Origin of the sequence: Pseudomonas sp. WS 5532 (assembly GCF_012985445.1) — a bacterium.
GTDB lineage: Bacteria > Pseudomonadota > Gammaproteobacteria > Pseudomonadales > Pseudomonadaceae > Aquipseudomonas > Aquipseudomonas edaphica.
Genome location: NZ_JAAQWK010000003.1, coordinates 304470 through 326433 on the forward strand (window position 1 = coordinate 304470; position 21964 = coordinate 326433).

At 56.6% G+C, this 21964-nt stretch carries 24 protein-coding genes, 1 tRNA gene and 2 pseudogenes; 11 read left to right on the top strand and 16 right to left on the bottom strand.

Annotation, left to right across the window (positions count from 1 at the left end):
* Nucleotides 1–121 precede the first annotated feature (121 nt).
* The 3 genes from HBO23_RS08065 to HBO23_RS08075 form a co-directional block, all read right to left on the bottom strand.
* Nucleotides 122–727: a LysE family translocator gene (locus HBO23_RS08065; protein WP_170037554.1), complete on the bottom strand. Its 606-nt coding sequence runs from the start codon at nt 725–727 to the stop codon at nt 122–124.
* A gap of 235 nt (nt 728–962) precedes the next feature.
* A complete protein-coding gene (locus tag HBO23_RS08070) occupies nt 963–1427 on the bottom strand; it encodes a hypothetical protein (protein WP_017138878.1) in 465 nt (154 codons plus the stop codon).
* A gap of 424 nt (nt 1428–1851) precedes the next feature.
* On the bottom strand, nt 1852–2562 hold the full coding sequence (locus HBO23_RS08075) for a CerR family C-terminal domain-containing protein (RefSeq protein WP_170037557.1): 711 nt from the start codon (nt 2560–2562) through the stop codon (nt 1852–1854).
* A 112-nt stretch (nt 2563–2674) separates the two neighbouring features.
* Between HBO23_RS08075 and HBO23_RS08080 the strand changes: the two genes are divergently transcribed.
* The 6 genes from HBO23_RS08080 to HBO23_RS08105 are packed head-to-tail and all read left to right on the top strand — an operon-like array spanning nt 2675 to nt 7840.
* On the top strand, nt 2675–3784 hold the full coding sequence (locus HBO23_RS08080) for an HlyD family secretion protein (protein WP_170037560.1): 1110 nt from the start codon (nt 2675–2677) through the stop codon (nt 3782–3784).
* Nucleotides 3777–5345: a DHA2 family efflux MFS transporter permease subunit gene (locus HBO23_RS08085; protein ID WP_099549688.1), complete on the top strand. Its 1569-nt coding sequence runs from the start codon at nt 3777–3779 to the stop codon at nt 5343–5345. The genes HBO23_RS08080 and HBO23_RS08085 overlap by 8 nt, the downstream gene beginning before the upstream one ends.
* Nucleotides 5342–6763 carry an efflux transporter outer membrane subunit gene (locus HBO23_RS08090; protein WP_170037562.1) on the top strand — a complete coding sequence of 474 codons (1422 nt, stop codon included), beginning with the start codon at nt 5342–5344 and terminating at the stop codon, nt 6761–6763. Before HBO23_RS08085 ends, HBO23_RS08090 begins: the two co-directional genes overlap by 4 nt.
* Nucleotides 6764–6794: 31 nt before the next feature.
* Nucleotides 6795–7328, top strand: coding sequence for an N-acetyltransferase (locus HBO23_RS08095; protein ID WP_170037565.1), 534 nt, complete (start codon nt 6795–6797; stop codon nt 7326–7328).
* Nucleotides 7329–7580, top strand: a complete 252-nt coding sequence (locus HBO23_RS08100) for a hypothetical protein (RefSeq protein ID WP_099549685.1) — start codon at nt 7329–7331, stop codon at nt 7578–7580.
* A gap of 26 nt (nt 7581–7606) precedes the next feature.
* A complete protein-coding gene (locus HBO23_RS08105) occupies nt 7607–7840 on the top strand; it encodes a Pathogenicity locus (RefSeq protein ID WP_017138885.1) in 234 nt (77 codons plus the stop codon).
* 202 nt (nt 7841–8042) lie between these two features.
* Here the strand turns inward: HBO23_RS08105 and arr are convergent, their stop codons facing one another.
* Nucleotides 8043–8459 carry an NAD(+)--rifampin ADP-ribosyltransferase gene (arr, locus tag HBO23_RS08110; protein WP_017138886.1) on the bottom strand — a complete coding sequence of 139 codons (417 nt, stop codon included), beginning with the start codon at nt 8457–8459 and terminating at the stop codon, nt 8043–8045.
* Nucleotides 8460–8577: 118 nt separating this feature from the next.
* Here arr and HBO23_RS08115 point away from each other — a divergent pair, with 118 nt between their 5' ends.
* Nucleotides 8578–9219 (top strand): hypothetical protein, encoded by a 642-nt coding sequence (locus HBO23_RS08115; RefSeq protein ID WP_170037568.1) that lies wholly within the window; start codon nt 8578–8580, stop codon nt 9217–9219.
* A 64-nt stretch (nt 9220–9283) separates the two neighbouring features.
* Here HBO23_RS08115 and HBO23_RS08120 read toward each other — a convergent pair whose 3' ends face one another.
* Nucleotides 9284–9625, bottom strand: a complete 342-nt coding sequence (locus HBO23_RS08120; RefSeq protein ID WP_225932992.1) for a hypothetical protein — start codon at nt 9623–9625, stop codon at nt 9284–9286.
* 229 nt (nt 9626–9854) lie between these two features.
* Between HBO23_RS08120 and HBO23_RS08125 the strand changes: the two genes are divergently transcribed.
* Entirely contained in the window at nt 9855–10109 is a 255-nt protein-coding gene (locus HBO23_RS08125; protein ID WP_170037571.1) for a DUF3077 domain-containing protein, read from the top strand.
* A gap of 118 nt (nt 10110–10227) precedes the next feature.
* Here the strand turns inward: HBO23_RS08125 and HBO23_RS08130 are convergent, their stop codons facing one another.
* The 7 genes and pseudogenes from HBO23_RS08130 to HBO23_RS08155 form a co-directional block, all read right to left on the bottom strand.
* On the bottom strand, nt 10228–10422 hold the full coding sequence (locus HBO23_RS08130; protein WP_170037574.1) for a hypothetical protein: 195 nt from the start codon (nt 10420–10422) through the stop codon (nt 10228–10230).
* Between the two features lie 779 nt (nt 10423–11201).
* Entirely contained in the window at nt 11202–12182 is a 981-nt protein-coding gene (locus HBO23_RS08135; RefSeq protein WP_217858118.1) for an MBL fold metallo-hydrolase, read from the bottom strand.
* A 105-nt stretch (nt 12183–12287) separates the two neighbouring features.
* Nucleotides 12288–12482: pseudogene (locus HBO23_RS33800) on the bottom strand (kinase); the annotation flags it as partial.
* 116 nt (nt 12483–12598) lie between these two features.
* Nucleotides 12599–13537, bottom strand: coding sequence for a DUF481 domain-containing protein (locus HBO23_RS08140; protein WP_225932993.1), 939 nt, complete (start codon nt 13535–13537; stop codon nt 12599–12601).
* A gap of 311 nt (nt 13538–13848) precedes the next feature.
* A complete protein-coding gene (locus HBO23_RS08145) occupies nt 13849–14601 on the bottom strand; it encodes an alpha/beta hydrolase (RefSeq protein WP_017138893.1) in 753 nt (250 codons plus the stop codon).
* Between the two features lie 338 nt (nt 14602–14939).
* A complete protein-coding gene (locus tag HBO23_RS08150; RefSeq protein WP_170037577.1) occupies nt 14940–16244 on the bottom strand; it encodes a serine hydrolase in 1305 nt (434 codons plus the stop codon).
* Nucleotides 16245–16332: 88 nt separating this feature from the next.
* Nucleotides 16333–16431: pseudogene (locus HBO23_RS08155) on the bottom strand (hypothetical protein); the annotation flags it as partial.
* Nucleotides 16432–16554: 123 nt separating this feature from the next.
* On the opposite strand from HBO23_RS08155, the gene HBO23_RS08160 reads away from it, so the two are divergent.
* Nucleotides 16555–17517, top strand: a complete 963-nt coding sequence (locus HBO23_RS08160; protein WP_017138895.1) for a LysR family transcriptional regulator — start codon at nt 16555–16557, stop codon at nt 17515–17517.
* Here HBO23_RS08160 and HBO23_RS34095 read toward each other — a convergent pair.
* The 3 genes from HBO23_RS34095 to HBO23_RS08175 form a co-directional block, all read right to left on the bottom strand.
* Nucleotides 17497–17913: a hypothetical protein gene (locus HBO23_RS34095; protein WP_026013832.1), complete on the bottom strand. Its 417-nt coding sequence runs from the start codon at nt 17911–17913 to the stop codon at nt 17497–17499. The genes HBO23_RS08160 and HBO23_RS34095 overlap by 21 nt on opposite strands.
* Nucleotides 17914–18207: 294 nt before the next feature.
* Nucleotides 18208–18281: transfer RNA gene (locus HBO23_RS08170), tRNA-Cys, on the bottom strand.
* A gap of 212 nt (nt 18282–18493) precedes the next feature.
* Nucleotides 18494–20773, bottom strand: a complete 2280-nt coding sequence (locus tag HBO23_RS08175) for an acylase (RefSeq protein ID WP_170037580.1) — start codon at nt 20771–20773, stop codon at nt 18494–18496.
* Nucleotides 20774–21012: 239 nt separating this feature from the next.
* Between HBO23_RS08175 and HBO23_RS08180 the strand changes: the two genes are divergently transcribed.
* Nucleotides 21013–21390: a fe2+ zn2+ uptake regulation protein gene (locus tag HBO23_RS08180; RefSeq protein ID WP_099549681.1), complete on the top strand. Its 378-nt coding sequence runs from the start codon at nt 21013–21015 to the stop codon at nt 21388–21390.
* 27 nt (nt 21391–21417) lie between these two features.
* Here HBO23_RS08180 and HBO23_RS08185 read toward each other — a convergent pair whose 3' ends face one another.
* On the bottom strand, nt 21418–21612 hold the full coding sequence (locus HBO23_RS08185; RefSeq protein ID WP_017138898.1) for a hypothetical protein: 195 nt from the start codon (nt 21610–21612) through the stop codon (nt 21418–21420).
* A 172-nt stretch (nt 21613–21784) separates the two neighbouring features.
* Between HBO23_RS08185 and HBO23_RS08190 the strand changes: the two genes are divergently transcribed.
* Nucleotides 21785–21928, top strand: a complete 144-nt coding sequence (locus HBO23_RS08190) for a hypothetical protein (protein ID WP_169986206.1) — start codon at nt 21785–21787, stop codon at nt 21926–21928.
* The last annotated feature ends 36 nt before the right edge of the window (nt 21929–21964 follow it).

Sequence of the window (21964 nt, forward strand, 5' to 3'; positions counted from 1 at the left end):
TGTCGACTCCCTTCCCTTCGGAGGCCTTATGACCAAGATGGCAATTTTCCTGTTCGGTTTTCTGGTGCTGACCATCGGTATCGGCTTGCTGGCAACCATCTCGCCGGTGTGAGGCACTGCTTCACACAAAAAACATCGGGTACAACGACAGCACCAACAGCGCCGCCATCGACCCGTTGAATACCCGCAACCAACGCGGCTCGCGCAGCACGTTGCGCAATCCACTGCCGCAGCCCACCCACACGCACACACTGGGCAGGTTGACCACCGCAAATACCAGCGCAATCACCAGTACATTGGTCACATAACCTTCGGCCGGCGTATAGGTGGTGATTGCTCCCAGCGCCATGATCCATGCCTTGGGGTTGACCCACTGAAACGCGGCCGCGCCAAGAAAGGTCATGGGTTTGCCACGCTCGTCAGGGTTCTCGGACATGCCGCCAGCGGTGGCAATCTTCCACGCCAGGTAGAGCAAATAGGCCGCTCCCACATAGCGCAACACCGTGTAGGCCCACGGGAATACCTTGAACACTTCGCCCAGGCCCAGGCCTACCGACATCACCAACAGCATGAAGCCGATGCTGATCCCCAGCGCGTGGGGCATTGAGCGGCGAAAGCCAAAATTCACCCCCGAGGCGAGCAACATGGTGTTGTTCGGGCCGGGCGTGATCGAGGACACGAAGGCAAACAGGACAAAGGCGGACAAGAGGCTGGTGGACATGAACATGGCGCGGCATCCAGGCGGTAGTGGTATGCCTGCGACAGTAGTGGGTTACAGCCCTTGCCGCCCCGTACAGCTAGGGGCGGATCGAGGCATACACTTTGGCGTTATCGAGCTGATCGGTAGAGTTGCGCGCCTTGCTTGAGTCTGCGCTGAACACATCACAACGGCTTACCGCGCCGACTACGGTTCCCGCTGAGCCCGCCGGGAACCGTTGGTGTTGGCAGACAACCCACGCGTCTCAGTTTTGGGGCCGTTGCTTGGTCGAGTCCAGCTCAGCCTTTTTGCCCGTGGAGATCTCGGTGATCTGCGCGGACTTGGCGATGGCAAAGTCGAAGGTGTCCTGCATTTTGGCGATGGCGTCGGTCGAGGTGCCATCGAGCCCACCCTTGGCCGCCCAATCAAAGTTCCACACGCCGGAGAGGTTGTCGGCCCCCGCCACGTCGTGGGTTTCAATCGCGGTGAACACGTCCGGGTGGCGCTCCATGTACTTGGCAGCGTCGGACACATCCGTGGGCACTTTGCCCGAAGCGTTGTTGGCCAGTTGCGTGAGCTCCTGCTTGGTGATCGCTGACTTGCCCGTTTGGCGCATGTAGTCGGCAATAACCTTGCTGGACTTGGCAATGTTCAACTTGTCGTCGAACGTGGAAGGCGAAGACTTTGGCGTATTCGACCCGCCAGACGCGGGCGTTACGGTAGTAGACATCGGCGCTGCTCCTTCAATGGAACGAATGAAATCGTCAAGCTGACGATACCCCGACGCGGACGTTAGCATGGGCAAAGGGCCATTCCGCACGCTTCACAACATTTCACAACGCCAGGCGGGTTTTGCCGGTGTTTTCGAAGCGCCGTTACCCTGTGCTAGCTGACAACCTCTAGTATGAGTGGGCTGTTGTGGCGAGCAAGCTTGCTTGCGCTGGGGTGCGAGCGGCCCCAATAAAGGCACTGCAATGTTCCTGAAAGAACTCAGCGAGTGGGTTTGGGGCTGCTTCGCAGCCCAACGCAGGCGGTGCGACGATTCGACAAGCCTGCTCGCCACAGGAGAAACTGGCTGCCTTGAAAAGTTGTGTAGGTACCTAGGGCCATCGCAGGCAAGCCAGCTCCCACATACAAGCAATTCGAAAAAATCATCAAGCCGGGCGCACATCCCGCTGCCTGGCCAACCCTTCCAGCGTAAACCGTGCCTGCATCAGCACCACATCGCGCACCGCCTCCATCTCCTTCTGATTCACCTCGGTCCACTTCAGCGCTTCCAGCAACTTGGGCTTCTGCACCCGAAACGCCAAGCCCTGGGTGAACAGCGCCATGGAGTGAATCACCGTGCGCTCGTCTTCCACGGCAAAGCCGGAAAGGCGCGCGATCAGTTGGCGTATGACCCGACCAATGCGTGCCTTGAAGCGGTCTTCAAAGGCGGTGGTTGCGCTTTGCGGGCACAGGCCGGCCTGATGACGATCCATAAATGCGCGCCAGATCGTGGTCTGGGGGCTGTCCTGGATGGTGGAGACCACCGTACCCAGAATGCCCAGCGAGACGTCGATCAAGGTTTTATCGCTCGCCTTGGCATCCGCCAACGCGGCCTCGGCCGCTTCCACGCACGGCGACATCTTGCGCCACAGCAGCGTGACCAAGTGCTCGACACACTCCAGGTACACGCCTTCCTTGCCATCGAAGTAGTACTGGATCGCGGGCGCATTAACCCCGGCAGCCGTGGCGATGTCACGGGTGGACGCGCGGTCATAGCCGCGTTCGCCAAACACCTCGACCGCCGCTTCGACGATACGTGCGCGGGTTTCTTCACCGCGCTGGTAACCACCTTCGGCAGCAGGTTTATGTCGTGCCATGTGCAGCTCCTCTCGAATACCGGACCAAAATATACCAGTTGACAAAAATTCGCGAAAAATAGAATTTATTCCATCCGATATAAAACCGGCCCTCACAAACAGGAATGACCCGATGTCCGCTGCAACACCCTCCCCTCAGGTCATTCCTGAAGACACCGTTAACGGCCAGCGCAGCAAAGCGCGCCGCATTCTCCTGAGCATCGCCACCCTCGCGCTGCTGGGCGGCCTTGGCTGGGCCGCGTGGTGGTGGCTGGACGGGCGCTTTATCGAGACCACCGACGATGCCTACCTGCAGGCCGACAGCATCAGCGTAGCGCCCAAGATCAACGGCTATGTGGCCGAGGTGCTGGTCAGCGACAACCAGAACGTCAAGCGTGGCGACGTGCTGGTGCGCCTGGATGCGCGCAAATACCAGGCGGTGAGCGACGAAGCCTCGGCGACGATAGCTGCGCGCAATGCCGACTACGCCAAAGCCCAGGCCGACCTGGTACAGCAAGATTCCACCATTGCCGAAGCCCGCGCCCAATTGCAAGGCGCCCAGGCCGACGCGCAACACGCACAAACCGAAGTGGCCCGTTATGCACCGCTGGCCCGCTCCGGCGCCGAGCCAGAAGAACGCCTGGCGCAACTCAACAACCAACTGGCGCAGGCACGCAGCACCGTGGCCGCCAAACAGGCTGCGCTGCGCTCCAGCGAAACCCGCTACGGCACCCTGCAAGCCCAGCTCAAGCAGGCCCAGGCGCAACTCGGCGTGGCCAAGGCCAGCGAAGCGCAGAGCCAGCTGGATGTAGATGATGCGGTGATCCGCAGCCCGCTGGAGGGTCGGGTGGCCGACCGTGGTGTGCGCGTCGGCCAGTATGTGCAGCCCGGCACGCGCTTACTGACGGTGGTGCCGATCAGCGCGATCTACCTGACCGCCAACTACAAGGAAACCCAGATCGGCGCCATGCGTCCCGGCCAGGCCGTCACAGTGCACGTGGATGCACTACCCGGCCGCAACCTGCAGGGGCATATCGACAGCCTGTCGCCCGGTACTGGCGCGCAGTTCGCCTTGCTGCCGCCCTCAAATGCCACCGGCAACTTCACCAAAATCGTGCAGCGTGTGCCGGTGAGAATTGCCCTTGATGTACCCGATGATATTCGCGCGTCGTTGATGCCCGGCCTGTCGGCCACCGTCGAAGTCGACACGCGTAGCCACGCGGCGGATGCCAATCATGGCTGAGGCGCTGATGGCCGAGGCCGTCGCCGAAAAACCGCGTAACGCCTCGTTGACCGACTGGATCGCCGTGGCTGCCGGGGCATTGGGCGCGTTGCTGGCGACGCTGGACGTGTCGATCACCAACTCGGCGCTGCCGCAGATCCAGGGCCAGATCGGCGCGACCGGCACCGAAGGCACGTGGATCGCCACCGGCTACCTGATGTCGGAAATCGTCATGATCCCGCTCGCCGCATGGCTGACGCGGGTATTCGGCCTGCGCCGCTTTCTGATCGGCACCGCGCTGATGTTCACCGCGTTTTCGATGTTCTGCGGCTTGTCCTCCAGCCTCGGTGCGATGATCGCCGGGCGCATCGGCCAGGGCTTTGCCGGCGGCGCCATGATCCCCACCGCGCAGACCATCGTGCGCACGCGCCTGCCCCCGCACCAACTGGCGATCGGCACCACCATGTTCGGCATGACCGTGATTCTCGGCCCGTTGCTGGGCCCGGTGATCGGCGGCTGGCTCACGGAAAACATCAACTGGCGCTGGTGTTTCTTTCTGAACCTGCCCATCAGCATTGCGCTGATCACCTTGCTGATCACCGGCCTGCCGACCGAGCGCATGAACCTGCAACGCTTTATCAGCGCTGACTGGTTGGGCATCCTCGGCCTGGCCATGGGTTTGAGTTCGCTGACCGTGGTGCTCGAAGAAGGCCAGCGCGAACACTGGTTTGATTCGCTGCTGATCATCTGGCTGAGCATCGCCACCGTCACCGGGTTCTTCCTGATTGCCGTGGGGCAACTGCGCTCAACAACCCCGATCCTGCGCCTGCAACTGGTGCTCAACAAAAGCTTTGGCAGCGTGCTGTTGATCGGCACAGCGGTCGGCGCCGGCATCTATGGCACGGCGTACCTGGTGCCGCAATTCCTGGGCATTTTGTCGGGCTACAACGCGCAGCAGTCGGGCGCGATCATGCTGTTATCGGGGATTCCGGCGTTTGTGTTGATGCCGATTCTGCCAAGAATGCTGGGCCGCTACGACCTGCGCTGGATGGTCGGCGCCGGGCTGTTGCTGTACTGGGCCAGTTGCTACGTCGACACCACGCTCACCACTGACAGCGTTGGCCATGACTTTATCTGGTCGCAACTGCTGCGCGGGTTCGGGCAGATCCTGGTGATGATGCCTCTAAGCCAATTATCCATGCGCTCGGTGCAAACCCACGAAGCCGGGGACGCTGCCGGGCTGTACAACATGTCGCGCAACCTGGGCGGCACCATCGGCCTGGCCCTGCTCGGCGTGTTGATGGACCGGCGCAGCCACTTTCACGACGACATGCTGCGCGAAGGCGTCCAGGCCAACAGCCAATTGGCCCAGGACCACATGGCAAGCAGCACCGCCAGCTACCTGGCACAAACCGGTGATGCGTCCACCTCACAGCTGCAAGCCTTCGCGCAACTGGCCAATGACATCGCGCGGCAAGCCTCGGTCATGGCCTACAACGACTCGTTTTATCTACTGGGACTGGCGATGCTGGCGTGCCTGCCCCTGATCTTTATTCTGAAAAAGCGCACGGTAACCCGATGATCCCTCGCAAGCTTGCTCTTCTGTTCAACGTTGCGCTGCTGTCCGCCTGCACGGTCGGCCCCGACTACCAGGGTGCCCCCAACGTTGCGCCAAAAACCCTGGCGGCCGGGCGCCTGCCGCATGCCGATAACACCTCCGCTGGCGCACCCGCTGTCGCGCAGTGGTGGCGCACGCTGGGCGACGCGCAGCTCAACGAACTGGTGGACAAAGCCCTGCGCAACAGCCCCGACATCGCCACCGCCCAGGCCCGGTTGAAGCAATCGCGCGCCAGCCTTAGCGGCGCACAGGCCAACGCGATGCCCAAGGTCAGCGGTGATGCTGCGATGCTCAAACTGCGCTCGCCCGACACCTCCGCGCTGGGTGGCAACAGTGGCGGCGGCCGCGGCCCGCTGAACCTCTACCTCGCCGGCTTCGATGCCAGTTGGGAAGCCGACCTGTTCGGCGGCACCCGTCGCGCCGTCGAGGCTGCGCAGGCCGAAGCCGACGCGTCCCAGGCGCAATTGGCCGATGCCCAGGTGCAACTGGCCGCCGAAATCGTCCAGGCCTACACCGACCTGCGCGACCAGCAAACACGCCTGGCACTGGTGGACTCCAGCGTCGACATCGAAAACCAGGCCCTGGACCTCACCCAGCAGCGCCGCGAGCGCGGCGTGGCCTCGCAACTGCAACTTGAACAAGTCATCACCCAAGCCGAAAACACCCAGGCCCAGCGCCTGCCACTGCAAGCCGCCATCGTCGAATCCCTCGACCAACTCGGCCTGCTTTGCGGCCTGGAACCCGGCGAACTGGATGGCCAACTCGCCACTGCCCGCGCCCTGCCCGCCTTACCCAGCGCCGTGCCGTTGGCCGACCCGGCGGCGCTGCTGAAGGCGCGCCCGGATATCCGCATGGCCGAGCGTAAACTGGCCTCCGCCAACGCACAGATCGGCGAAAAAACCGCCGACTGGTTCCCCAAGCTCAGCCTCACCGGCGACCTGTCCTTCTCGGCCAGCGACCCCGGCCACCTTGCGCGTAAAGACAGCGGCACCTGGCTGGTTCTGCCGCGCATCACCTGGAACGCCCTCGACTTCGGCCGCGTCGCCGCCAGCGTCAAAGGCGCCGAGGCCGGACGCGATGAAGCCTTGGCGCAGTACAAGAGCGTGGTATTGAGTGCATTGCGCGATGCGGATGTGGCCTTGGCACGCTATGGGCATCAGCGCCAGAATGTGGTGCTGCTGCGTAACGTGGAATCTTCGGCAGTACGCGCCGCCGACCTGACACGCCAGCGTTATCGCGCGGGCACGGCCAGCACCCTCGATTGGCTGGATGCCGAGCGCACGCGCTACCAGGCGCAAGAGAGCCGGATATCCGGCGACGCTGAACTGCTGAAGGATTTTGCCTCGCTGCACAAGGCGCTTGGGTTAGGCTGGACGCTGTAAAGGGTTCTACGCACATAAACCAAGGAACAACATGATCACCCTTCGTAAAGCGACAACGGCCGATATCGATACGCTGCGCGAGGTCGGTTGCCAGACCTATCGCGAGCATTTTTCGACATTATGGTCGCCTGCCGGTATGCACGGTTTTCTTGAGCAGGATTTTTCATCCAGTGCGCTGCGCCAGTCACTCGAGTTGCCAGGCAAGCATGCGTGGTTCACTGCTTTCGATGAACAAGGCAACGCCGTCGGGTTTGCCAAAGTAAATTGGTCGGTGCCGGCGCCGTTAACCGGTGAAGTGGGCGCGGAGCTGCAGAAAATCTACCTGCTCAAATCCGCCGCCGGCAGGGGTTACGGCAAACAACTGTTGCAGTGTGTTCGCGATGAAGTGGCGCAACGTGGTGAGCATTTACTGTGGCTGGACGTGCTCAAAACCAACGTCAGTGCACAGGGCTTTTATGAGGCATTCGGGTTTCGGCGCATGGGCGAAATCCCCTTCAGCACGGACCTTGCCGACATAGGGATGGTCGTCATGGGACTTCAATTGAAACAGCAGGCGCAGCGCTAAATGGCCGAACTGATAGAGGGGCTCGACGGGCCCAGAACCGCACAACAAGAACTGTTTTACGACCTTGACGATGCACGCGCAGTTATCGGCTGGTCGGTGGTGGAGCTGACGGCGATGGCCGCGAACGGCCGAACACCCGATGAAGCGGTGGCGCTAATGAAAATGTGTGCATTGCTGGCTGCGCAGCAGGAAAAGCTTGGCGTGTACGCCGAAGAGGTGAAGGCACAGCGTATTGTCCGCGCTGAGGCCTAGCGAGTAATAAAAAAAGGAATATATACATGCCGTTTTCATTGGAAGAAAGAACCGCTTTGCTCGCTCTCAAGGGCGTAGGCCCCACCGTGATTACACGGCTGGAGCAGTTGGGCATTGACTCATTGGAAGTGCTTGGAAAGTCGAACGTGAGCGACATTCTGGCGCAAGCATCGGCAGCAGTCGGGTCGACCTGCTGGAAAAACAGCCCTCAAGCGCGGGCGGCCATTACTGCAGCTGTGGCGCTGGCGCAAAAAGCCTGACAAGAAGGTCTAAACCACTGCCGGAATCCTGCACGTTGGTTAATGGCCGTTACCCATCACTTAAAGGCGAACACCGTTACTGTGGCGAGCAGGCTTGCCCTGCGTTGGGCTGCGAAGCAGCCCCAGTTCACTCTAACTGACACATCACGTCGCCTGAATTGGCTTGCACCGGGCCAAGCCCGCTCACCACAAGGCCACTCAATCAGTCGATAATCACATCGCGACCTTCCGCCTTCAAACGGGCAAGGTTGTCCTTCATCTGCTGCAACCGCTCAGGCGCATGCCCCTGCCACTTCGTCACCTCAGCCACCACCCGTAGCGGCTCCAACGAGCGATAGGACAGCGTCGGGTTACCGGCAAATTTCTTATCCGTCACGTTGGGGTCATCCAAGATTGGCCCGGTGGCCTCTACCACGTAAATCCGTTCTGGACCGTCACCCAACGCCAGCTCAGCGCCCCAAATCGCAGCGTCCAACGTGCCCGCGAAATACACCCAGGACAGTGGCTTGCCCGTTGTGAAGTTGGAGGGGTAGCCGACGCGGACGGTGTCGCCTGGCTCAAGGTCAGCCCGGGTGCCGTGGAAGAACTGGCGGGTGAATACGCCGGCAGTAGTGGACATGGCTGGGTGCTCCTTGGAGGAAGGGAGTTGGGGGTAATAACACAAAAAATGGATGAAATGGAGAAGCCAAAACAGTGATGGCACTGTAGCATCACTGCTTTTCTTTTGAGGCCCCCGCGTGAACAAGAAATTTCTATATTGCACTGGCGCGTTCATTCCGTTGGCCGCTGTCGTTTATGCCTTCCCCCTTTACGTCCGTGTTGACCCGTCGATTAAATTCTGGCTTTTCCTTGGGGTTCTGGCGCTCATCGTGATGATCATGCACGTGGCTGCGCACCTTGGCGCACTCGCTGATAACAAAGCGTTTCTGGAGGCAATAAATCGCCTTCCCACCGTGCGCATCACCCACCGACTGACTCGGGAAAACCTGATCAAGAAAATGCAGGCTGGCGTATTGATGCCCTACCCGGCAAAGCGCGGGCGCCTGCCAGAATGGTTCGCCCATTGGATGGATGGCAAACACCCCGCCACCTGGGTATCCATTGGCAAACCTGAAGACGTCAGCCCTGCTCTGCTGGGGTCCGTTCGTCAAAAAGAATGGCCCATGGCAATTTCGTTCCATGTGCCAAGTACAGACATCGTGATGCCACCTGGTTTTCTGAAACACCTGTATGGCTGCTACCAACAGCGGCTGCTCAATACGGTGAAGATCCCACACAACGCCGATCTGTATAAACGCGTCGGGAAAAATTGGCAGTTGCTGAGCCTTCTGGAACGCCAAGCACTGTACGCTCCGGTTGCTACGGCGGTGGCGGCTTAACAAAAGAAAGGGATGGATTCATGTCACTGAACATAGGTCCGTCCCTTCTCTCGGCAGCAGAGCATCAGCGCTGGTCGATTTCGATTTTTTGAGTTGGATCGGGGCTGTACTTTTGGCGTTTTAATTGCGGGTCGCCTTTGGCCAGGCAAAAGAAGAATATCTCCGCCTCCCCGCAGCCGCCGTGCAAGGCGCATTCGCTTGACTGCATGTGGTCTAGAAGAATTTCCCGGCCTTGAGACTCACAAAACTGATTCGCTTCTTTCAGCGCCTGGCCTTTCGCCGAGGCCGGCCCACCAAGGGGAACTCGCGTTGAGATGGTGTAGGTGTCAGGCCCCACTTTTATAGGACCGCTGTCGGCGCAGGCCGTGAGCATCGCAGTGACTAAAACCATTAGCCAGATTTTCATTGTTATCCCCCAGGAAAGGCATGAGGGTACATGGCAGCTCGCCAGCTCGCCTTATAATTTTACTTTCTGAACATCGCTAACGCTGCTCTGCTTGGTCTCGGACGTTTCCCACAAACTAACGAGGTTGAGCCATAGGAAGTGACTTGGTTAGGATTTGCCGTCGCAGTAATTACTGTGACCGGGCGTCGCAACCTGAATTATCTGAGTATTGCCCTTTGGAGCATCACTCTTGAAAACACCCACACCTGGCAACGACCATTCGACTAACGCGTTTAAAGTGAGGACAGAATTAAGCACGGAAGATGCGCTAGTGAATGCAAGTGAAATTTTGGCTTCGGCATCGGTTATGGCGAATGAACAAGCGTTCGGATCAACTGGATCTCGACGGTTTCAAATATTTGGGTTGGCGCAGCTGATTGAGAACGCGCAACTGCTCGTGGATGATGCGTTGGAGAAATTGAGCCCAATAGCCGCTGACCATTGACCGCCTAGCAATTGAACATGGGAAGACCACCTTTTTTAACATTCAGAAATTGTGGCCTGACCCCTTTTAGTCAAAAAAACCTCGCCGAAGCGAGGTTTTGACCGTGGCACAACAGCAATCAACTATTCGCCTGCGCTAAAAACTGCCGAATTTCCTCGTCGGTCTTGCCCTTCAACAGTTCTTTTAAGAGTTTGAATTGCTCTTCATCAGTAGGCTTAAAAAAGTCTAAAACTTCAAGCGACTGCTCCTTATCTAAAATGTTGTCTTTATCTTCCGATAGCGTGTAAGCATAAACCATATGATCAATAGACATAACAATCTCCTTTACATTAATATTTAATGGAGATGAAATCATCCATCGTCATTGATTTTTGTGAACCTGTGAAAATTAGCAGTTTCTTATACTGATTTGTAATTAAAAAGCGCATTCGACCGACATGCAAAATTATCAAAGTGCATCAGCAAAAGCCCTGGATAAAATCGCCCCAACATCCGAAATGAAGTCCTGCAACGCATTGTTCATGTAGTTGGCCCGAGGCTCAATGCGCGAGACATGCGCGGGGTTGCGGAACGGCTTTCAAATTGCAGGCATTAAAAAACCCCGTAGACCGTTGATCTACGGGGCTTCCAAGAGTGGAGGCCGAGGTCGGAATCGAACCGGCGTAGGCGGATTTGCAATCCACAATTAAAACTCTAAAAATCAATTAGTTAAATAAATTACTTTTCCGCATTTGTGATGTATTTAAACGGCCGGAGACCTTTGTTTGCGCGACGTTGATTTTTCATTGCGGAACTGTTTTTCGCTCCAATCTTGGCTGATCAGCATCGCCGCCGTCGCTTCACCCACTCCCTGAGCTGGCCCTCGACACAACGGCAAGACAGGCAGCTATCGGCCCAAAACATTCCTTCACGAAGAGCAGGAATTGGCTGATTCCTGCTGCCTGCAACCGACACAAGACCGAGCGCATGGGGCTATTTTTTGGGCGCCATAGATCACTCCCCCCATATTTCTTTGAGAAAATCGGGTCCTTGCGTTTTCTTAATTTACCGGTGGCTTCTTTAGGCCAACCGAGTCGCCGGCCTATTCGATGGCTACAAGGCATCTAGATCGATCGGGGCGAAAGCGACAGGCAGTTGCACCTTCACAGCGTCCCGTTGTGCCAGGGGTATCAACATGCCCATGCTCTGATCGAAAGAGTCCAATATGCGCGGCATAGCGGTCAACGGTTGGTCCAAGGGCTCAAAAAAATTATCCCAATGGATCGGGATCACGATTTTAGCGCCCGTCTGGACAACCGCCTCTTGCCAATATTGCGCGACAAACTCCGGGGTTTGTTTACCTAACGTTCCGATGCCAAGGAACACCACATCTGCCCTGACATCCTTGAACTTGCCTGGACTGTAATTACCACTGGCGATCACCAGAAGACGACGGCTGCCATGAGTAATCAGGTACGAGAAGTTTTCGCCAACTTTGAAATCCTCCTGCCGGGCAGGAGTGTGCAGCGGATGATCGATGAAACCTGGTGAGGTGGGATGTGGTGAATGCGGGGTCTCGAAGGCTTTGATTTGAAATTGACCAAACGAAAAAGAATCTCCGTCTTTGATTACCTTGATACGCTCAGGAGGTAATCCGGCACCCATAACGGCGTTGGCAGTCGATGCTGTACCCAATACCGTAGCGCCTGTTTTGAGAGCAACCAAGCCACTGTCCAGGACATGGTCGTAATGCGAATGCGCGACGAATATCGCTGCAAGCTTGGAAATGCCAGCGCTGCGCAAACTTGCATCAATGCGCTGCTCATTAGGCTGTATAGCCGTCAGTAGCACCGAATAAATACTTGGCCGTGAGAAAAAACCGTCCTCCATGATCGCAGTCTCCCCATCATCGAAGCTCAATGTGCCAGCGCCCAGAAAACGCACCGTCAAGTCCGGAGATCCTTGACCGACTTGCGGTCTTAGCGAAGCAAAGGGTTGAACCGAGGGTGATGAGAATTTCCATGCCCCCCAGAGCGCCCCTGCCAACACTGCCATAACAAATGCACAGCCCAACACTTTTTTGCTACGACTCACGCTACATCTCCTGATATTGATATTGAAATGGATAGGCATCGCTGCCCTCCATAGCCGGATCTAGTTTTTTATCTAAGCTGCCCGCCTCATATAAGACGAGACGCATTAAGCTACGCTGTAAGCGCCCGCTAAGTAAGCGTTGCCAATCACACTTTGCGATGACGCCAAGACTGTGTCTATATTAAACGGATCGTTTCCCCACGTCTCATATTCGTAATCCAGTCCAGATTGCCAGGTCGGCGGAGTCAGCCCAAGAATATCAATTTCCCTGGTTACTACCCGGCGCTGGTGTCCATGTTTGCAGTAGCGCTACAGCGCTGCCCAGAATTTCAGGCTGTCATCGATTGCTTTGCTGATGGCCGAACCTTCGGGCTCGAGGTCGCACTGGGCGCTCATCCAGGCATGCAAAATATTCATCACCAATTCACACCAAAACCGGCTGTATATCTAGCACTGTCCAAGTTGCTATTATCGGATTTACCCGCGACTACCGCGTGTTCATATTTCAGATTTAAGGAAGCCCATTCCGTGACACTGTAACGCAAGCCTAGCTCAGAGTCATAAGCATAATATGCTATATCGCTGAGTGGCCTTCCCAACTCACCCGATGTAAAAAATTCAAACTTTTTTCCAACCAGATATCGTTTGAAGTCCCAGCGGGCAGACGTGAAGTAAAACGTACTACTGCTACCGTCTGAGTACCCGAAACGCATACGATTCAACAGCGCTACGATGGTAAGCTTGCCTAATTGATCGTCCCAGAATTGGTAACCGGGACCGGTGCCAATTTTTCGCCTGGTTATTAGGTCTTCGAACTGATCCTTTTTGTAATTGAAGCCTCCTTCCCAAAGCCAGTTATCGGTTAGGAAACGATCCACGGAGTACTCGGCACTCCAGTTTGCCGTACTTGCAACCTCTGCGTCATCTTCGCGGACGTGAGCAGTCGCGCTATGCCGCCAAGAGCCACTGACAAAACTTGTTTGTGCCGCAAGTTCAACATTTTCACTCTCTGCCTTAGCCTTTTCGGCATGAAGCGCAAGGTCAATGTTCCCCTTCCAAATTGCAGCCGTGAGGTTGGGTTGGGGCTTCATAATCTGGTCGATATTGTTAAGGTCGACAAGACTCAAACCAACGCCCACACCAACTCGCACGTTGCCTTGCGGACCGGTTTGAATCGATTCAACAGTTCCTTGCAACTGGCCCACTTGCTTTACCATGAGCGGCTGTTTGCTTTCCAAAGTTTGAATCTGGTCCTTACTGATCGTTATATCGCCTCCGTAATTCGTACTCAGAACAAGATTTGCGCCCTCCATCAAAATGATGTCTCCGCTAACACGGTCACCATTTTTCAGCATTACATTGTCCGCAGATGCGCACAGTGAAAGAACGCTCACGTAGACAGAGCACGACAATATCACCGCTGTTAATCGCATGACGAACCCACCGGGCTTGAGAAACCTGCCATATGTCACAATTACCGTGTTTTACATTATGAAGAACCGCCCTCCGTTCGCTTTGCAGCGTGAAGTCAGCATCGCAATCTCAATGCCGTCGTTAGCCGCGAGATCTAAGTTTCTAAATAGAGCTATTTAGCTTGACCGATTCGAAATCATACAGGACTGCTGCGCATCACTTATTTACTTGACAGTTGACGCTCATACCAGCATTAAAGAAAACAAGCTATTTTATCCATAGCTTGTTTCGCTTCAGGTATCGGAAGGATTGGCCACACGTGAATCATTCCTCTCCCGATATGCAACTGAACCTCACCTCCAAGCGCCAACGTTTTCTCACAGAAATTAATTGCATCGTGGTGAATAATGTCGCGGGTGCCAGCGAAAATAAGGATCGGAGGTAGATTTTCTGGATCTCCGTTAATCGGACTTACGTAGTTGTGGTCCGTACCAAGATCTCCCGCATACATCATGCCGGCCGCTCTTAAACCTCTCGCGGAGAGCATTGGATCTGACTTCTCGGTTTTTGAAATTAACTCGTTACTCAACGTGACATCCATCCAAGGGCAGATCAATACTAGCTTAGTAGGTTGCACATATCCGATATCTGTTAACGCGAAGCAGAGGGCAACTGCAAGGCCGCCGCCAGCTGAGTCGCCCATTACATTCATTGCGTGACATCGAGCGTTAAAACAAGCAAGCTTATATATAGACAACATGCGAAAAATAACGGTTTTACATTTAGTCTCTGGTGCAAGGGGATAAAGCGGCACTATGATAATATAGCCATATCTTTCGACTAACGTTTGAAGAAAGCGCCAGTGCAGAAACGTAATAGGCCAAACGTAAGCTCCACCATGAAGATAGAAAATATGTTTGGAGCTTGCTTGGTCATCTTTAGGGGCTAGCCTGTAGACTTCGATACCATCAACCATTTGGAGTTCGATGGAGATTTTCTTTTGCATTTTAATAGTTGGTCTTGCAGGGCCCTGCTCTCGTGATTTCCGAAAACTCTTCAGCACTCTATCCAAGGAGCCATAAACTGATTTTCGCCTGACCAGCAAAAGATATGCTATAAGTGCGCGACTTCTAAAACTAGGTTTTTGAGGATTAGTTAGCGAGCCCACAATATATTCCAGTATAAATATTATTAAAAATTAAAATAAGTAATCGTTCAAACCAGCGTTGGTCAACCGGTCTAAGCAGTATTCGTTATTGCGAAACGACTCAACATTGGCGAATGGTACATCGCGGAACACTGCCGCCCACTCTCCAATGCCTGCTATTACCGCTTTTCATCGCACTATAGCGAGTTGGCCATCAGATGATTGGCCACCGCTCGATAGGCGGGCAAGGTAGTCGGATCGAAGTTCGAACTGCTAGCCAAGGGGTGCGAGGCATAACGCACAATGACCATTTTCGCCTTGGGGTCGATATACATGCTTTGTCCGTGGAGCCCACGTGCCGAGTAGACGCCATGAGTGTCGTGGGACACCCACCACATGTTGCGATAACTCCAGTTTGGCAGCAGCTCATAGCCTGCCTTGGCGAAGTCTTGCTGGCTGGCGCCCCCACGAATATTCGCGATCACGCTCTTGGGCACTATCTGCTGGCCATTAAACTTGCCGTCCAGGCGCATCATCTCGCCGAAACGGGCCAAGTCGCGCAACGAGGTGTTGAAACCGCCACCGGTAAACGCGGTACCCACCTCATCGACGATCAAGTAGGCGTCCTGCTCGGCCCCCAGCTTGCTCCAGATGCGCTCTTGTAGATTGACTGCGATGGGTTTGCCCGTCGCGCGCTGGATCACCCAGGACAAAACGTCGGTATTGACCGTCTTGTAAGCAAAGGCCTGACCGTGCTCGCCCTCTTTGCGCAGTTTCATCAGGTATTCGGTCACCGCGGTTGCGCCGACGTATCCCTCCGGTCGCGATGTCATATGGGCGGCTCGTAAGTACTCCCAGATTTCCGCTTTGGGGTCGGCGTAGTCTTCCGAGTAGCGAACACCGACTGTCATATCCATTACTTGGCGTACCGTGGCATCGCCAAATGCACTGTCCCTCAACTCCAGAACGTAGTGGCTGACCTTCGCCTGTGGGTCGATACTACCTTCCTCGACCAGCATCGCCGCCAAGGTGCCGATAAAAGATTTGGTGACCGACATGGCAATGTGCTGGCCCTGATCAGTCAACGCGCCGAAGTAGCGTTCATAGACCACTTGCCCGCGGTGCAGTACCAGGATCCCATCGGTGTAGTTGGCCTTCAGTGACTGTTCCCAGGTCATAGTGCGGTCGCTGCCCAGTAGGGTGAAGACCAGGGCGTCGATGTCTCCGCGTTCGGCGCGAGGTAACGGGCTGGCTGCTCCCTTTCCACGCGCGACCTGCACGCTTGGCAACAGCTCGCGCAGATGCGAGAACGACCAGCGCGTCTGGGGGAACTGCAGGATGTTGCTGAATCGCACGACCTTTTCCGGCACCGGCGGTGAACCTTGCATCCAGCCTATGACCTGCGGATCGCTGGCGTCGGCGCTGAGGAACTGCGGCTGGACGTCAGACTGGGCTATAGCGCTGCCCGGCAAGGTTTGCAGAGCGTCTATTTTCACTTGCATTTTAGTCTCCTTCGCACGCTTGATTACTCGGATTGCGTCGCAATCGGGTGGCCAGCAGGCCTTTTCTGTTCACGGCAACCAATTAGACCTAAGGCCGCAAGATCACACGGAGCTCTGTACTCAATTGCAGGTCGTGAATGCCTTTGAAGATCTTCGAGAAGGTCTCACCCTTTTTAAAGTTGAGCCGGCCGTCATCGTTTCAGGGCATCGAAACGCAAACGCACAGGTTGCCAGCCAAGCGCAAACTCTGGCGAATTTTCTGGGAGTGAGGTACAACCGTCCAATGCAAATATGAAGAGCGATTGATGCATTGAGCGACTTAATTGACTTGAAGCGAATTCGTCACCTGGTCTTGCTTGGAGAGGAACTGCACTTCTCCCGGGCTGCGGAGCGAGCCCATCTTTCGCAGACGGCGTTCAGCCGTAGCATCCAATCGCTGGAAAAAGACCTAAAGGTGCGCCTGTTTGATCGGGACACCCGCTCAGTGACGCTGACATGCGCTGGTCACCAGCTCATTGCTCGGGCGCGCGAGATGCTGGCGTGCGCCGACAAGTTGGTCGCGGAGGCCAGCGACATCGCCGGGGGGCAGGGAGGTGAACTCAACTTCGGCGTCGGCATGATGACCGCCAACACCACCCTTCCCAACGTGCTGCTGGCCTTGCGCAAGAGCGCGCCCAAGCTGGTGGTGACCCCTGAAGTCAATTACTGGCATCACTTGGCCAACCAACTGGCACAGGAAGACATCGAGTTTGTCGTAGCGAGCGTGCGGGTCGAGCAGGGGGTAGACCCACGCTTTGACGTTCGGAGTTTGCCGCCACAACCGGCCTCTATCTTCTGTCGCCACGAGCACCCACTGGCTCGACAGGCCGAGCCGGTGACGCATCAGCAACTACTCGCCTACCCGTGGGCTGCTGTGACCACGGACGACGTGCACGCCCGGGCGCTATTCGGAATGCCCTCGACGACACTACTGCCGTGGAAGTTGGTATGCAATGAGCTGAACTGCCTGCGTCAGGCCACGCTGACTAGCGACGCGCTACTGCTCACTTGGCAATCTTGGCTAGCGCCTGATTTGGAGAGTGGCGTGCTGATCGATCTAATCGAAAAAATCCAGCCTGCGATCCCCATACATTTGCGCTCTATCCCGGAAACCATCGTGTTTCATGCCGGCCGTACGTTGTCACCCATCGCCAGAAAAACCATCGCACTGATTATCGACGAGGCAGAAAAACGCCTGCCTGTCGTAACTCAGTCAGCGGCCATCTCGGACTAACTTCAGACTACGGTCGAGCTCCATCTGAGCAAACGAAGCGCTGGTCAGCATGAGAACCGAACTTTCTCTCTTTCCCCTCCGTTGTATGCAGGGCTGACTGACAAAGCAAACCCTTGCTTTGACGTTCGCCGAAACAAGGAAAAGCCACGGGACTATTATGCCGGTGAAACCGTATGGAACGCGGTATACGCGGAAGCGGTACAGGAGTTCAAGGACGCGATGGATCTGGCCTACCTGACCGGCCAACGTCCCGCCGATGTGCTCAAGATTGCAGCCACCGACTTGAACAATGGCTTTTTGCTGATTGGCCAGGGCAAGACCGAAAAACGCCTCCATCTTCGTTTGGAGGATGCCGGAATCCAATCCGGCCTGAGTAGCTTTATCGACGACCTGCAAGAACGCAGAGCCGTCAATGGAATCCGAACGTCAACCTTGATAACAAACGCGTCTGGACTTCGGATGAGCCAGCAGATGCTACGTATGACCGCTTCCGGCCGTTGTGGGCGCTTAGGCTCCTTAGTCTCAAGCACAATCCCACGTCCAATCGAGGAGAGGCATAACGATAACGGCGTCTTGAATTTCCCGAAAAAAGGCAGTGTTGCGGAAGTGATCCGAAAAATTGCGAAAGCGATGAGCAAATCTCAGACAATAAAAAACCCCGTAGACGTTAATCTACGGGGTTTTCAAGAGTGGAGGCCGAGGTCGGAATCGAACCGGCGTAGGCGGATTTGCAATCCGCTGCATAACCATTTTGCTACTCGGCCTCAAACGATCAATGCCCTGACTGCTGACATTCACCGCATAAAAACTTGAGTGGGCTGTAAAACCCTGTCTCTACTCTAACTCATTGAATGCATTGAAGTTTTAAATGCTTCGTTGCGTTCGATGGGCGCCATTATGTACGCATTTGCTTTTACCTGCAACCCCTTGATTTCAAAAATATTTCGTATAGTCATCAAGGAGTTGCGGGCCTGCCCTACTCCTGGATGCGCTGTTGCTGATAGTGCGGGTCGGCCTTGATCTGGGCTTCGGTGAAAGGCAGCGCGCGCAGCTTTTTCTCGGAGAAGGCTTGGGTCTGGTCCTTGGCGTGTTTGGATGCGGGGTTGCTGGATTCGGAGAAGGCCAGCACGCCCAGTGCCTGGGGGCCTTTGTCGTCGAAGGTGACGATTTGCAGGTAGCTGGTGCCGCTGACGACTTCGCGTTTGCCATCGGCGCGGGGCACGGTTTGCATGGCGTTGTAGATGCCCAGCTGTTGCGGGCCGCCGTGCATGGGGGTTTGGCCGCTGACCTGGATGTCGCCCCAGCGGGTGGCCTTGAGTTTACTGACCTCTTCACTGGAGGCCAGCATGGCTTCGCGCAGGGCTTTGGCCACCTCGATGTGGTCGATGGCCAGGCCACGGGGTGTGGTCAACGGCTGCGCCGGGTCGAAGGCAACGCGCCAGGCGTCGGGGATTTGTTGCAGGTGTTCGACCAGGTTAATGAAATGCACCAGGCCGATGCCACTGTCGAGGTTGGCGTGCTGGTCCCAGGCTTTCAGGCTGGTACACAACGGTTGCAGCGCGGCGGCGTCAGTGCCCAGATGTTTGGCGCAATATTCGAGCAGGTCTGGCATGACTTGGCTGGCGAGGTACACCTCGTTGTCCATGACCATGTTTTGCAGGTCGGCCACGCTGATCGGTTGCTTCTCCAGGGATTGCAGGCGCTGCACGGCGAAGCGTGCGCGCGGGCCGAGGCCGATGTGGTCCTGGCTGATCACCGGGGAGAAGCCGGTGAGTGGCGACTTGGGGTTGGCCAGCCACGCCGAGTCGTTGGAGTGTTGCACGTAGTCGGTGCGTTGCAGTTGCGGCAACTGGTCGGCAGCGAAGATGCCAGGTTGCGCTGCACGCGGGTCAACGTCCCAGGCGCAGGCGCTGTGGGCGCCGTCGAGCATGATCATTTGCAGGCCCGCGCGAGGGTCGCTGCATTGCGCCAGTTTGGCTGCGCTGACGTTGGGCACCACCGACAGGTTCATGTAGAGGCTCTGGCCCTGGTCGTCGGCGGCCACGGTATTGACCCACGGTATGCCTTGCAGGGTGTGCACCGAGGTTTGCAGTTCTTTAAGGCTGGTGGCGCGGTTCATCGCGTACCACTGTTGCAGCACGCGGTCGTTACCCAGGTTGGCGTCGCGCAGGCTGAAGGCGTAGTGGCTGTCCCAGTCGAGCTTGCCGGGCCATTGCACCACGGGGCCGAATTGCGAACTGTAGACCGTATGAGTGACCTCTTTGAGGCTGCCATCGGGTTGTTTGACTTGGACCTTCACCGCACGATGCTCCATAGCGATGGATTTCCCATCCAGCAGATAACGCGTGGAATCCTTGGGATCGAGGGTCAGCCGATACAGGGTGAAATGCTTGGACGTGTCCACCGTGTGGGTCCAGGCCACGTGCTGGTTAAAGCCGATATTGATCACCGGCAAACCCGGCAGTGCTGCGCCCATCACGTCCAGTTGGCCCGGGATGGTCAGGTGCATCTCATAAAAACGCATGCCACCGACCCACGGAAAATGCGGGTTGGCCAGCAGCATGCCACGGCCATTAAATGAACGATCACGGCCCACGGCCACGGCGTTGCTGCCACGGTCGAGGCTGAAGCGTTGCTGATTGGCTGCTGCCAGTTCAAAGGCCTTCATGCTCAACGGCACAGCGGCAGTGGCGTTAGGCGGCGTGGCGCCGACCAGGGCTTCGGCGAATTGGCCGACACCGCCTTCCACCAGCAGCCTGCGGGTCAGCTTGACCAGGTCTTCCACCACCAACGGGCGCACCCAGGTGGCGTGGCACTGGGTCGGTGCGCCCTGCTCTTTCAGATAACGGTTGTAGCCGGCGACATAGCCTTCGATGCGCTGCTGCATCTGTGGGGTTTGCGCCTTCCAGAATGCGGCAACCGCCTGGGGCGTATTCAGCCAGTTGAAAAACACATCACTGGCCAGGTTGTTGCGCTCTTCGAGGGCCGCCTGGTCCGGGCCGAAAAACCGCGCACGCTCGCCGTTCACCGTGACCACTTCATTGGCCAGCAGGCACAGGTTGTCTTGCGCATACGCGTAACCAATACCGTAACCCAAGCCACGCTCATCATTGGCGCGGATGTGCGGCACGCCGAAGGTGGTGCGGCGAATATCGGCTGAAGCCTGTGTCACCTGTTCACGCGCTGAAGCGTTCAGGCTCAGCCCCAGCAATAGCCCTGCCACGCACGCCTTGGACAACCGGTTGGAAATAATCACGCAAGCTCCACAGTCAATTTGGACACCCTTACAGGGGGCAACGACCCCACCGTAAGAACGCAGGCAACCGGGAATAATTTAGCCGCAGCGGGTGTTTTTTAAGGGCGGTCGACGTGTGACAAAGCGGATACCGACAAAATTTCTACATCCAGGACTTCATGATTTCGCTCGCTCGTTCGTCTTATTCAAATAAGAGCGCCATCATTTTCCTGATCAGGCTCTGATAAGGAGTTTTTTGCATGTACAACCCGCAACCGCCCATGGATGGACATTCACCGGCTGCCGACGCCAATTACGGCGGCGGCGCACAAGCGTTCGGCAAAGCGCCGGAGCACGGCAACCAGCGTATCCGCCATTTGCTCAAGTGCTTCGGTTTGCGCACCAGCCTGATCCGGCTGAAGGTCATTGACGCCCTCCTCACTGCTGCCGACAACCAGCGCACATTGGGCGTGCGCGGTGTGCACAGCCATTTGCTGGAGCTGGGCATTCCGTTGTCGTTTCTCAGTGTGCGCGAGGTGCTGAAGCGCCTGTGCAGCGAGGGCGTGATCACCCTCAATGCCGATAAGAGCTACAGCCTCCATGCAGAGGCTGCCAAAGTGCTCGACAGTCGCGCCTGACGCTTTCGCTCGGCGCTCCAGCAGGCATCAGAAGTGAGGCTTGACCTTGCGACGCATGATGCCGTTGATCACCACTACCACGACGGCAATCGCAATCGCCAGGTACTGGAACGTTTTTTCGCTGATCACGCCGGTGTTTTGCAGATAAGACAGGCCAAACATCGACGCCAGTACTGTCAGGGCGATCAGAATCGAATATTTCAAACGTTGCTTTTGGGTCATGACGGGTTCCTGAAGCTTAAGAATGTATCCACTTTGTATCGCCGAGCATGCCAAGCACATACCCGGTTACGGGGATGGCACCGGTTCGGCAGGGTCATATGTTACAGGCGCTGAGAAATTTTGGCTTGTTCCGCGCCTGATTGAACCTGTCGGTACTTTAGAGGATTTGAAAATGCTCCGTCGAATCACACTGTTGATTCCATTGCTGATCATGTTGACCATGAGCGGCTGCTTCTTTTTCCCACGTGGCGGCGGTGGCGGCTGGCACGACCACGACCATCGCTACGATGGCGGCCGTGGCTACGAGCACCGCTGACACCACGCGCGTCTCGCTTTGCAGTGAGCAAAGCGA